We start from the raw sequence: 11,489 nt of genomic DNA, 5'->3' as shown, positions 1-11,489 counted from the left end.
TTCTTCTGCAAACTCAAAGAGTTCAAGCGCATCGCCATGCGCGCCTGCAAAACCGATCTAAGCTTCTCCGCAATGATCTACCTCGCCGCAGCCGTCATCAACTCGCGATGAATCCCCACAACCCCTAGGCGGCCGCCATCGGCGCGCTATCGAAACTGATCGGCGCGCCGATCGCGGCGTGCGCCAGTGAGCCGTCCCACATCACCCGATTGCCGCGGACGATCGTGCCGATCGGCTTGCCGGTCAGCTGCATGTCGGTGAAGGGCGACCAGCCGCAGCGCGAGGCGAGCCAGCTCGACTCGATCGTCCAGCGTGCCTTCAGGTCGACGATCGTGAAATCGGCGTCATAGCCGAGCGCGATGCGGCCCTTGTTGCGCAGCCCGAAGACGCGCTGCGGCCCGGCGGAGGTCAGTTCGATCAGATGCTGGAGGGTCAGCCGCCCCTCGGCGACATGGTTGAGCATCAGCGGCAGCAGCGTCTGGACGCCGGGCATGCCGCTGGGCGAGGCCGGATAGGTCTTCGCCTTCTCCTCGATCGTATGCGGCGCATGATCCGACCCGAGCACGTCGGGTACCCCCTGACGCAGATAGTCCCACAGCCCGTCGCGGTGCGCGCCCGACCGGATCGGCGGGTTCATCTGGGCATAGGTGCCGAGGCGCGGATAGGCGTCCTCGCCCGCGAGCGTCAGATGCTGGGGGGTCACTTCGCAGGTCGCGATGTCCTTGTTCTGCGCGATCAGCGCGAGTTCGGCCGGGGTGGTGATGTGGAGGATGTGGATTCTGCGACCGGTATCGCGCGCGATCTTGAGAATACGGCGGGTGGCGAGCAGTGCGCTCTCGTCGTCGCGCCACACCGGGTGGCTCGAAGGATCGCCCTCGATACGCTCGCCCTGTCGCGCGATCATCCGCTCCTCGTCCTCGGCATGGATCGCCACGCGGCGCTTGCCCGACCGCAATACCCGCGCGAGATTCTCGTCCTCGGCGACGAGCAGGTCGCCGGTCGAGGCCCCCATGAAGATCTTGACGCCCGCCGTCCCTGGAATCTGCTCGAGCTCGCCAAGCCGCTCGGCATTGGCGGCGGTCGCGCCGACGTAAAAGGCATGATCGCACCACATCCGGTTCTTCGCGCGCGCCAGCTTGTCGAGCACCGCCTCCGCCGAGTCCGTGTTGGGCTTGGTGTTCGGCATCTCGAACACCGCCGTCACCCCGCCGAGCACCGCCGCGCGGCTGCCGGATTCGAGATCCTCCTTGGCCTCAAGCCCCGGCTCCCGAAAATGGACCTGGCTGTCGATCACCCCGGGCAGGACATCGAGCCCGGTGCAGTCGATCGTCTCGCCCGCGTCGCCCCCGAGGGCGGTGGCGCCGCTGATCCCGGCGATCTTGCCGTCGCGCACGCCTATATCGGTCTTCACGGGACCGCCGACGGTCCAAACGGTGCCGTTCTTGAGGATCAGGTCGTAGGTCTGGGCCATGGCGCTTTCCAATATCGTCGCCCCGGCGGAGGCCGGGGCCGCTGGCGTCTTCTGCCATGGCGTCGCCGCGCGAGCCGATGGCGGCCCCGGCCTCCGCCGGGGCGACGAGAAAACAGGATGGCGCGGAGCCGCGCTTCCCTTTTCGTCGCGTGCTTCCTACCTTCATGCCATGACCGATACCACCCTAACCGACCGCGCGCTGATCCGTCTCTCCGGCGACGGCGTGCGCGATTTCCTCCAAGGGCTTGTCACCAATGACGTTGCCGGGCCGCTGCCGGTCTGGGCGGGGCTGCTGACTCCGCAGGGCAAGGCGCTGTTCGAGTTCCTCGTGTGGGCGGACGGCGACGACCTGCTGATAGACTGCGAGACGGAACAGGCCGAAGCATTGGCGCGGCGGCTGATGCTCTACCGGCTACGCAAGCCGATCGTGATCGCGCGCGAGCCCGCGCTGGCGGTGCATTGGGCTAAGGACGGTGCGGAGGGCGTGCCCGACCCGCGCCTGCCGGCACTCGGCCGCCGCTGGATCGCCCCCGCCGACGGCGCGGTGGACGGCTGGCGCGAGCACCGGCTGGGGCTCGGCGTGCCCGAAGGGGTCGCGGAACTGGGCTCGGACAAGAATCTCTGGCTCGAATGCAATGCCGACCTCCTCCACGGGGTCAGCTTCACCAAAGGCTGCTATGTCGGGCAGGAGAACACCGCGCGGATGAACTGGCGCAACAAGGTCAATCGGCGGCTGGTGGTGCTTCCCGACGGCAGCGTCGAGCGCCGTTCGGTCGACAAGCTCGGCGACGCGCTGGTGCCCGACTGGATGTGCGAAGGGCTGGCGGGGTAGATAATCTCGTCGCCCCGGCGGAGGCCGGGGCCGCCAGCGTCTCTTGCGTCTCGCTGGTCGCGCCGTCTCTCGCGGCCCCGGCCTCCGCCGGGGCGACGTTATTCTCCACCAAGACAAAGGCCCGGAGCTTTCGCCCCGGGCCTTCTCGTCCTCTCCCGAAGACCTTGAACCGTGCGCTTATGCCGCGAACTGGTTCATCGTGTTGTGGGCGCCGCCGGCCTTGAGCGCGGCTTCGCCCGCGAAATATTCCTTATGGTCGTCGCCGATGTCGGAACCCGACATATTCTGGTGCTTCACGCAGGCGATGCCCTGGCGAATCTCCTGGCGCTGCACGCCGAGGACGTAGCCAAGCATGCCGGCGTCGCCGAAATATTCCTTGGCGAGATTGTCGGTCGACAGCGCCGCGGTGTGATAGGTCGGCAGCGTGATCAGGTGATGGAAGATGCCGGCGCGCTTCGCGGCGTCGCGCTGGAAGGTGCGGATCTTCTCATCGGCTTCGATCGCAAGGTCGGTTGCGTCGTAATCGACGCTCATCAGCCGGGCGCGGTCATAGGCCGACACGTCCTTGCCGGCTTCGGCCCAGGCGTCGAACACCTGCTGGCGGAAGTTCAGCGTCCAGTTGAACGACGGCGAATTGTTGTAGACCAGCTTGGCGTTGGGAATCACCTCGCGGATCTTGTCGACCATCGAAGCGATCTGCTCGATATGCGGCTTCTCGGTCTCGATCCACAACAGGTCGGCGCCGTGCTGAAGCGAGGTGATGCAGTCGAGCACGCAACGGTCGGCGCCAGTGCCTTCGCGAAACTGGTACAGGTTCGACGGCAGGCGCTTCGGCTTCATCAGCTTGCCGTCGCGGTTGATGATCACGTCGCCGTTGATGCTGTTGAGGTCGGTCACTTCGTCGCAGTCGAGGAAGGCGTTATACTGGTCACCGAGATCGCCCGGCTCCTTCGAGAAGGCGATCTGCTTGGTGAGGCCCGCGCCCAGCGAGTCGGTGCGGGTGACGATGATGCCGTCTTCAACACCGAGTTCGAGGAAGGCGTAGCGGCAGGCGCGAACCTTGGCGAGGAAGTCCTCGTGCGGCACGGTGACCTTGCCGTCCTGATGGCCGCACTGCTTTTCGTCGGACACCTGATTCTCGATCTGCAGCGCGCAGGCGCCGGCTTCGATCATCTTCTTGGCGAGTAGATAGGTCGCCTCGGCATTGCCGAAGCCGGCGTCGATGTCGGCGATGATCGGAACGACATGCGTCTCATAATTGTCGATCGCATGGGTGAGGCGCTGCTCCTCGACCTGATTGCCGCTCTCGCGCGCCTTGTCGAGCTCGCGGAACATCATGCCCAGCTCGCGGGCGTCGGCCTGACGCAGGAAGGTGTAAAGCTCCTCGATCAGCGCGGGCACGCTCGTCTTCTCGTGCATCGACTGGTCGGGCAGTGGGCCGAAATCGGAACGCAACGCGGCGACCATCCAGCCCGACAGATAGAGGTAGCGGCGCTTGGTCGATCCGAAATGCTTCTTGATCGAGATCATCTTCTGCTGGCCGATGAAGCCGTGCCAGCAGCCGAGCGACTGGGTGTAATTGGCGGGGTCGGCGTCATAGGCGGCCATGTCGCGGCGCATGATGGCGGCGGTGTAGCGCGCGATGTCGAGACCGGTCTGGAAGCGATTCTGCAAACGCATGCGCGCGACCGACTCGGCGTCGATGCCATCCCAGGTGCCGTTATAGCTGCGGATCAGCTTATTGGTCTGACCGATATGATCTTGATAGCTCATGCGTTCCTCGACTTGACGAAATCTGACCGGGTCAAAGCGCGAAAGTGCGATGGAGTCAGCCCTGTGGCGCAGGAAAAGAAGGTCGAGCGGTCAGCCACGCCATTCCGCTTCGTGAAAACTTGTAAGATATTTACAAAAGATGGTGCGGCTTCTTCGCCCTTCAGGCGTTCGGCCTGCACAGCTTCATAGATGGAGAATGAGCATGGCCGACCTGTCGAACATCCGCGAGCATATGGAAGTAATCGGCGCCGATGGCGCGCATGTTGGCACGGTCGATCATGTCGATGGCGACCGTATCAAATTGATCAAGGCCGATTCGGGCCAAGGCCAGCATAAGGGGCATCATCATTATATCTCGGGCGGCCTCGTCGCCGCTGTCGAGGGCGAAACGGTCCGGCTTTCGGCCAATGCCGATGTCGCGGTAACGCTGGAGGAAGAAGCCTGACCGGTTTCGCCGATATTATATCGGAGTCGCCGAGAATTCGGCTGGATATCGATTGCGTGAGGTTGCCCATTAAACAGTTGGCAACCTCGCCCGCCTAGATTGCCCGCTCGCTGAACGGAGAAGGCAATGGAGGGCAGGACGATCACGGAGGGCGCCTCCACGGGCACGCCCCATGATCGGCGCGATCTGCTCACCGCCGGAATCAGCATCGCGGCGACGCTCCTGGTGATCGCCTCGGGCTGGACGGTGGCCAAATCGGTCTACCGTTCGCTCAACGGCGGCCTGTCGATCAGCGACAATCTGCTCGTGTCGGTGCTGCTGCTCAATGTCGCGCTCTCGCTGCTCGGCTGGCGCCGCTTCCGCGCGCTCAAGCAGGAAGTGGCGCTACGCCGCGCCGCCGAGGCGCGCGCCAGCGAACTGGCGACCTGCGATCCCCTGACTGGCCTGCTCAACCGCCGCGCATTGGGCGACAGCGGCGCGCGGCTGATCGAGGCCGCCCTGCGCCATGATCGCTCCGTGGCGATGTTCCTGATCGATCTCGACCATTTCAAGTCGGTCAACGATCTGCACGGCCATATCGCCGGAGACCAGCTGTTGCGCGCAGCTTCCGCCGCGATCACCGCGCCGCTGCCCCCGTCCGCCGTCGCGGCGCGGCTCGGCGGCGACGAGTTCGCCTGCGCTTTCCCTTTCGATCCGGCCCACCCCGGCACGGTCGACGCTGTCGCCGACGCGATTATAGCGCGCATGGCCGAGCCTTTTCTGGTCGGCGGGGTCGAGGCGCGTATCGGCGCGTCGATGGGCATCGCCCGCACCGAGGCGGGGTGCCGCACGATCGATACGCTGATGCGCCGCTCGGACATCGCGCTCTACGCCGCCAAGCGCGCGGGGCGGAACCAGCGGCTGTGGTTCGACGCGAGCATGGAGCGCGAACTGGAACTGCGCAACGAGGTCGAACTCGGCCTGCGCGCCGGCATTCCGAGCGGACAGATCGTCCCGTGGTTCGAGCAGCAGATCGACCTGACCAATGGCGAACTGATCGGTTTCGAGCTGCTCGCCCGCTGGGAGCATCCCGACCATGGCGTGATCGAGCCGGCGCTGTTCATCCCGGTGGCCGAGGAATCGGGCCTGATCGGCGAGCTGTCGATGTCGGTGATGCGCACCGCCATCGAAGAGGCACGGCATTGGGACCCGAGGCTGCTGCTCGGCGTCAACATCAGCCCGGCACAGATGCGCGATCCCTGGCTCGCCCAGAAGATCGTCAAGCTGCTGACCGAGATGAACTTCCCCGCCCAGCGGCTCGAGATCGAGATCACAGAGGAAGCGCTGTTCGAGAATCTCGGCTTTGCCAGCGCGATCATCTCCAGTCTCAAGAGCCAGGGCATCCGCGTCGCGCTCGACGATTTTGGCACCGGCTATTCGAGCCTGACCCACCTGCGTGCGCTGCCGCTCGACCGGATCAAGATCGACCGCAGCTTCGTGATGCGGATGGCGAGCGATCCCGACGCCGCCGCGCTGGTGCGGATGATCGTCTCGCTTGCCGACAGCCTTGGTATCACCGCGATGGCCGAGGGGATCGAGAATGAGGAAATCCTCGCACTGCTCAAGACGCTGGGCTGCGCGACCGGACAGGGCTGGCATTTCGGCCGGCCGGTGCCCGCCCGGACGACCCGCGCTCTGCTCGCCGAACGCGGCCTGCTGATCGCCGCCAGCCCAAGCGCGGTGGCGGGCGAGACGGTGTCGATCCGGCAGGGGCGGAGAAAGCGGGCCTGATCCGCCTCGGGGACGGGAGGATAGTGGACTTCCAACCCCCAAATCCCTAAGTCGCGCGGGCGATGATGGTCCGTTTTCACAAGATGCATGGTCTCGGCAACGACTTCGTCGTGATCGATGCGCGCGAGCAGCCGGTTGAGATGACCGAGGCGCGGGCGCGGGCGATGGCCGACCGCAAGACCGGTATCGGTTGCGACCAGCTCGTCCTGCTCGAACCATCGACCGTGGCCGACGTACGGATGCGGATATTCAACGCCGATGGCGGCGAGGTCGAAGCCTGCGGCAACGCCACGCGCTGCGTCGTCAGCCTGCTGGGCGGCAGCGCAACGATCGAATCGCTCGGTGGGATGCTCGGCGGAACCAGCGCGGGCGACCTCGTGACGGTCGAACTGGAGGCTCCGCGCTTCGACTGGGACGCGATCCCGCTCGCTTATGCGATGGACACACGGTCGATGCCGGTCGGCTGGGAGGATCTCACCGCGCCGATGGCCGTCAATGTCGGCAACCCGCATGTCATCTTTTTCGTGCGCGACGCCGACGCGGTCGAACTCGACAGGATCGGGCCGTTGATCGAGACCGATCCGCTGTTCCCGGCCCGCGTGAACGTCAATGTCGCGACCGTCGACGATCGCGCGAACATCCGCCTGCGCGTGTGGGAGCGCGGCGTCGGGCTGACCGATGCCTGCGGCACCGGCGCTTGCGCGACCGCGGTGTCGGCGATCCGCGCCGCGCTGGTCGACTCGCCTGTCACGGTGACGCTGCCCGGCGGTCCGCTGGTGATCGGCTGGGCGCCGGGCGAGCGGATCAGCATGAGCGGCCCCGCCACCCATGTCTTCACGGCGGATGCGGAGCTGAGCAGCTTCGGATGAGCGGACCCGAGATGATCACCCTGGGGTGCCGGCTCAATATCGCCGAGAGCGAGGCGATGCGCGATCTGGCGGGCGACGCCGACGATCTAATCATCGTCAACAGCTGCGCGGTGACGGCCGAGGCGGTCAAGCAGGCGCGCAAGGCGATCCGCCAGGCGGCCCGCCGCCGCCCCGGCGCGCGGATCGTCGTCACCGGCTGCGCAGCGCAGACCGAGCCCCAGACCTTCGCGGCGATGCCCGAGGTGGCGCGCGTGATCGGCAATGCCGACAAGACGCGCGCAGACCTGTTCGGCTTCGTGTCCGGCGAGCGCGCCGACATCCATGTGTCGGACATCATGAGCGTGCGCGAGACCGCGCCACATATGGCGGCGGCCTTCACCGATCATGCCCGCGCCTTTGTCGAGGTGCAGAATGGCTGCGATCACCGCTGCACCTTCTGCGTGATCCCCTATGGCCGCGGCAACAGCCGGTCGGTGCCCGCCGGGGTCGTGATCGACCGCATCAGGGGGTTGATCGACCAGGGCCATGAAGAGGTGGTGCTGACCGGGGTCGACCTGACCAGCTACGGCCCCGACCTGCCCGGCGCGCCCACGCTGGGCATGCTGGTCGAGCGCATATTGGCGCATGTCCCCGCGCTGCGGCGGCTGCGCCTGTCGTCACTCGACTCGGTCGAGATTGACGACCGGCTGTTCGCACTGCTGACCCAGGAGGCCCGGATCATGCCGCACCTCCATCTGTCGCTGCAGGCCGGCGACGACATGATCCTCAAGCGAATGAAACGCCGCCACAGCCGCGCCGACGCAGTGGCGATGGTCGCGCGGCTGAAGGCGGCGCGGCCGGATATCGCGATCGGCGCGGACCTGATCGCCGGCTTCCCGACCGAAGACGAGGCGATGGCGGCGAACAGCGCCGCGCTGATCGACGATTGCGACATCGTCTTCGGGCATATCTTCCCCTATTCGCCGCGCGCCGGAACTCCGGCGGCGCGCATGCCGCAGCTCGACCGGACGACGATCCGCCGCCGCGCCGCCGACCTGCGCGAACGCGCGGGCGCACGACGCGCGGCGTGGCTCGGCATGCTGATCGGCACCCGGCAGGAGGTGCTTGCCGAGCGCGGCGGCGGCGGCCATGCGGCCAATTTCGCGCATGTGCGTTTCGAAGGCATCTTGCCCGAGCCCGGGCGGATCGTCAGCACGACAATAACCGGCATCGACGGCGATGGCCTGAAGGGAATGGCTGCTACGGCATGAGCGAAACCTGGCGCGACAAATTATTCGGCGGTTTCCGCAAGACATCCGACAAGCTCGGCGAGAATCTGACCGGACTGTTCGGCAAGGCCGCGCTCGATGCGCAGACCCTCGACGAGATCGAGGAGGCGCTGATCGCGTCGGACCTCGGCCCCGTCACGGCGGGGCGCATCCGCGCGCGGCTCGAAGGAGAGATGTTCGAGAAGGGGCTCGACGAACGGGCCGTGCGTGAGATCGTCGCGCAGGAGATCGAGAAGGTTCTCGCCCCCGTCGCCAAACCGTTGGAGATCGAGGCCTTCCCGCGTCCGCAGGTGATCCTGGTGATCGGGGTGAACGGGTCGGGCAAGACCACCACCATCGCCAAGCTCGCGCATATGCTCAAGGAGCAGGACTATGCGGTGATGCTGGTCGCGGGCGACACCTTCCGCGCCGCCGCGATCGGCCAGCTCAAGGTCTGGGCCGAGCGGGTCGACGTACCGATCATCACCGGCGAGGAGGGCGGCGACGCGGCCGGGCTGGTCTATGAAGGCGTGAAGCAGGGCACCGCGAAGGGCATCGACGTGCTGATCGTCGATACCGCCGGTCGTCTGCAGAACAAGACTGGCCTGATGGACGAGCTGGCGAAGATCCGGAAGGTGCTCGGCCGGCTCAACCCGGCGGCGCCCCACGACGTCCTGCTGGTGCTCGACGCGACGACCGGACAGAATGGGTTAAGCCAGATCGAGATATTCAAGGAGACGGCGGGCGTGACCGGCCTGATCATGACCAAGCTCGACGGTACCGCGCGCGGCGGCGTGCTGGTCGCGGCCGCCGAACGCTATGGCATGCCGGTCCATGCGATCGGGCTGGGCGAAGGGGTCGACGACCTAAAGCCCTTCGACCCCGCCGAAGTGGCCCGCGCGATCGCGGGCCTGGAGAGGATTGCGAAATAATGGGTGATGTTGCGTTGAAATCGGACAAGGCCCGTGAGCCCGGCCCAGCGATGCGGCTGGCGATCGATCTCGGGCCGTTGCTCATCTATCTGGCGGCCTATTGGTTCACCAAGAACATCGTGCTGTCGACCGGCATCTTCATGGTCGCCACGCTGACCGCGATCGTCACCTCGTGGATCACCAGCGGTAAGGTCTCGGCCATGCTGTGGTTCTCCGGTGCGATGGTGCTGATCTTCGGCGGGCTCACCGTCTGGTTGCACGACGCGACCTTCATCAAGATGAAGCCGACCGTCTATTATCTGATGGTCGCGTCGATCCTGGGCCTCGGACTGTGGACCGGCCGGCCGACGCTGAAGCTGGTGCTGGGCAATGCCTATCCGGGCCTCACCGATGCCGGCTGGACGAAGCTGACCCGCAACTGGGCGCTGTTCTTCGTCGCGATGGCGCTGGCGAACGAGGCAGTGTGGCGCTCGACCAGCATGGAATTCTGGCTGGGCTATAAATTATGGGGTGCGATGCCGGCGACGATCCTGTTCGCGATCGCCAACATGCCGATGCTTATGAAACATGGCCTCAATGCCGAGAAGGCCGAGGACGCCGCCCTGCCGCCGCAGGGATAAAGCGCTGAATTTCATCGAACTTTCACAATAGTGTCACGCCCGGCTTACCTCGCCTTTACCATCGGGCTCTAGGTCTCTCCGCGAGGGAGCCTGACATGACCAGCCATTTCGCGATTGCCGCCGACCGACCGCAGGAGGATGCGTTGCGCGCCGCTCTGTCGACCGAGGCGATCGGCGCCGCCGCCGAGCCTCGCGACGTGGTCGCGCGCTTTCGCGCCTGTCCCGATCTGGAGGCGCTGCCGGTGGTCGATGCCGACGGCCGACCGGTCGGCGCGGTGCTGGAGCGCGAGATGCGCAAGGTGCTGCTCAACCCCTTCGGCCATGCCCTGCTTCAGAATGACAGCCTTTATCGCCGCCTTGACGAGTTCGTCAGCCAGGTGCCGGTCGCCGACATCGATGCCGGGCTCGGCCACTTCTTCGCGCTGATATCCGAAGGCGATGGGCATGACGCGCTGATCGTGACCCGTAATGGCCGCTTCGTCGGCGCGTTCAACGGCCGCACCCTGCTGCGCATGGCCGCCGATCGCGAAGCGGTTCTGGGCGCGCGCCGCGCCGCGCGGCTGCGCCGGATCACCGAGGCGTCGGATGTCATCCGGACAGAGGCGGCGCAGATGTCGCGCGAGATAGCGGGGGCTTCGGCCCAGCTCCAGGGCGCGGCGCTCGACATGAGCGCGCGGGCGGGTGAGGCGGGTGCGAAAGGCCTGTCGGTAATGGCGGCCGCGGCCCAAGCCGCCGGGAATGTCGGTGAGATCGCGGCGCAGGGGCACCAGCTCGCCGGCGAGCTTGAAATCCTTGGCCGCGAGGTTGCCGAGGCGCGCGCCTCGACCGTCCGCGTCGGCGCGCTGATCGAGGATGGCGGCCAGCGCGCGCGACAGCTGAGCGAAGCCACGACGGAGATCGGCGAGGTCGTCGAAGCGATCGATCAGATCGCGCGGCGGATCAATCTGCTTGCGCTCAACGCGACGATCGAGGCGGCGCGCGCGGGAGAGGCGGGCCGCGGCTTCGCCGTGGTCGCGTCCGAGGTGAAGGCGCTCGCCCAGCAGACCCGCGACGCGGCGGGCCAGATCGGCCGCCGCATCCTTGGTGTCCGCAACGGCGTCGGCAGCGTGGCCGCCGGTCAGGCGGGAATCGAGGCGGCCGTCGCCGTACTCGATGGGCTTGCGTCCTCGATCGACGAGGCGGTGGCGCGCAACGGCGCCGCGAGCCAGTGGATCAGCACGAAGGTGCGCGACGCCGCCGACGCCAACGACCATATCTGCGCCGAGGCCGCCGAGATCAGCGCCACCGCGAGCGATGCGGCCGCCGGTTCGGAAGCGATGATCGGCATCGCCCGATCTTTGAGCGGCGGCGCCGATCGTCTCCAGCAGCGGTTCGATCGATTTCTGAAGGATATCGAGGCGGCCTAGGGGTTGTGGGGATTCATCGCGAGTTGATGACGGCTGCGGCGAGGTAGATCATTGCGGAGAAGCTTAGATCGGTTTTGCAGGCGCGCATGGCGATGCGCTTGAACTCTTTGAGTTTGCAGAAGAA

General features: G+C 66.3%; 10 protein-coding genes and 2 pseudogenes. 9 read left to right on the top strand and 3 right to left on the bottom strand.

Features of this window, described 5'->3' with window-relative positions; all coding sequences use genetic code 11:
* A pseudogene (locus tag WP12_RS25915) lies at positions 1-111 on the top strand (IS5/IS1182 family transposase); the annotation flags it as partial.
* A gap of 13 nt (positions 112-124) precedes the next feature.
* Here WP12_RS25915 and WP12_RS15855 read toward each other — a convergent pair.
* Entirely contained in the window at positions 125-1,471 is a 1,347-nt protein-coding gene (locus WP12_RS15855; RefSeq protein WP_046194658.1) for a dihydroorotase, read from the bottom strand.
* Between the two features lie 169 nt (positions 1,472-1,640).
* On the opposite strand from WP12_RS15855, the gene ygfZ reads away from it, so the two are divergent.
* Positions 1,641-2,303 carry a CAF17-like 4Fe-4S cluster assembly/insertion protein YgfZ gene (gene ygfZ / locus WP12_RS15850; RefSeq protein WP_046194660.1) on the top strand — a complete coding sequence of 221 codons (663 nt, stop codon included), beginning with the start codon at positions 1,641-1,643 and terminating at the stop codon, positions 2,301-2,303.
* A 177-nt stretch (positions 2,304-2,480) separates the two neighbouring features.
* On the opposite strand, the gene WP12_RS15845 is transcribed toward ygfZ, so the two are convergent.
* The gene (locus WP12_RS15845) at positions 2,481-4,076 is read right to left on the bottom strand and encodes an isocitrate lyase (RefSeq protein ID WP_046194657.1); all 1,596 of its coding nucleotides are present in this window, start codon (positions 4,074-4,076) and stop codon (positions 2,481-2,483) included.
* A gap of 202 nt (positions 4,077-4,278) precedes the next feature.
* Between WP12_RS15845 and WP12_RS15840 the strand changes: the two genes are divergently transcribed.
* The 7 genes from WP12_RS15840 (at position 4,279) to WP12_RS15810 (ending at position 11,365) form a co-directional block, all read left to right on the top strand.
* The gene (locus tag WP12_RS15840; RefSeq protein WP_046194659.1) at positions 4,279-4,521 is read left to right on the top strand and encodes a DUF2171 domain-containing protein; all 243 of its coding nucleotides are present in this window, start codon (positions 4,279-4,281) and stop codon (positions 4,519-4,521) included.
* A gap of 126 nt (positions 4,522-4,647) precedes the next feature.
* Positions 4,648-6,291, top strand: coding sequence for a putative bifunctional diguanylate cyclase/phosphodiesterase (locus tag WP12_RS15835; protein ID WP_046194656.1), 1,644 nt, complete (start codon positions 4,648-4,650; stop codon positions 6,289-6,291).
* A gap of 62 nt (positions 6,292-6,353) precedes the next feature.
* Positions 6,354-7,160 carry a diaminopimelate epimerase gene (gene dapF / locus WP12_RS15830; protein WP_046194655.1) on the top strand — a complete coding sequence of 269 codons (807 nt, stop codon included), beginning with the start codon at positions 6,354-6,356 and terminating at the stop codon, positions 7,158-7,160.
* Positions 7,157-8,410, top strand: a complete 1,254-nt coding sequence (gene mtaB, locus WP12_RS15825; protein ID WP_046194654.1) for a tRNA (N(6)-L-threonylcarbamoyladenosine(37)-C(2))-methylthiotransferase MtaB — start codon at positions 7,157-7,159, stop codon at positions 8,408-8,410. The genes dapF and mtaB overlap by 4 nt, the downstream gene beginning before the upstream one ends.
* Entirely contained in the window at positions 8,407-9,339 is a 933-nt protein-coding gene (gene ftsY / locus WP12_RS15820; RefSeq protein WP_046194653.1) for a signal recognition particle-docking protein FtsY, read from the top strand. The genes mtaB and ftsY overlap by 4 nt, the downstream gene beginning before the upstream one ends.
* A complete protein-coding gene (locus WP12_RS15815; RefSeq protein ID WP_443027884.1) occupies positions 9,336-9,959 on the top strand; it encodes a septation protein A in 624 nt (207 codons plus the stop codon). The genes ftsY and WP12_RS15815 overlap by 4 nt, the downstream gene beginning before the upstream one ends.
* 95 nt (positions 9,960-10,054) lie before the next feature.
* On the top strand, positions 10,055-11,365 hold the full coding sequence (locus tag WP12_RS15810) for a methyl-accepting chemotaxis protein (RefSeq protein WP_046194651.1): 1,311 nt from the start codon (positions 10,055-10,057) through the stop codon (positions 11,363-11,365).
* Positions 11,366-11,378: 13 nt separating this feature from the next.
* Here the strand turns inward: WP12_RS15810 and WP12_RS25910 are convergent.
* Positions 11,379-11,489, bottom strand: a pseudogene (locus tag WP12_RS25910) (IS5/IS1182 family transposase); the annotation flags it as partial.

Origin of the sequence: Sphingomonas sp. SRS2, assembly GCF_000971055.1 — a bacterium.
Lineage (GTDB): Bacteria > Pseudomonadota > Alphaproteobacteria > Sphingomonadales > Sphingomonadaceae > Rhizorhabdus.
This window is presented reverse-complemented; position numbering and strand designations above follow the sequence as displayed.

Excerpts from the sequence above, each read along its gene's own strand:
- WP12_RS15855 (WP_046194658.1), bottom strand. The coding sequence starts at position 1,471 with ATGGCCCAGACCTACGACCTGATCCTCAAGAACGGCACCGTTTGGACC.
- ygfZ (WP_046194660.1), top strand. The coding sequence starts at position 1,641 with ATGACCGATACCACCCTAACCGACCGCGCGCTGATCCGTCTCTCCGGC.
- WP12_RS15845 (WP_046194657.1), bottom strand. The coding sequence starts at position 4,076 with ATGAGCTATCAAGATCATATCGGTCAGACCAATAAGCTGATCCGCAGC.
- WP12_RS15840 (WP_046194659.1), top strand. The coding sequence starts at position 4,279 with ATGGCCGACCTGTCGAACATCCGCGAGCATATGGAAGTAATCGGCGCC.
- WP12_RS15835 (WP_046194656.1), top strand. The coding sequence starts at position 4,648 with ATGGAGGGCAGGACGATCACGGAGGGCGCCTCCACGGGCACGCCCCAT.
- dapF (WP_046194655.1), top strand. The coding sequence starts at position 6,354 with ATGATGGTCCGTTTTCACAAGATGCATGGTCTCGGCAACGACTTCGTC.
- mtaB (WP_046194654.1), top strand. The coding sequence starts at position 7,157 with ATGAGCGGACCCGAGATGATCACCCTGGGGTGCCGGCTCAATATCGCC.
- ftsY (WP_046194653.1), top strand. The coding sequence starts at position 8,407 with ATGAGCGAAACCTGGCGCGACAAATTATTCGGCGGTTTCCGCAAGACA.
- WP12_RS15810 (WP_046194651.1), top strand. The coding sequence starts at position 10,055 with ATGACCAGCCATTTCGCGATTGCCGCCGACCGACCGCAGGAGGATGCG.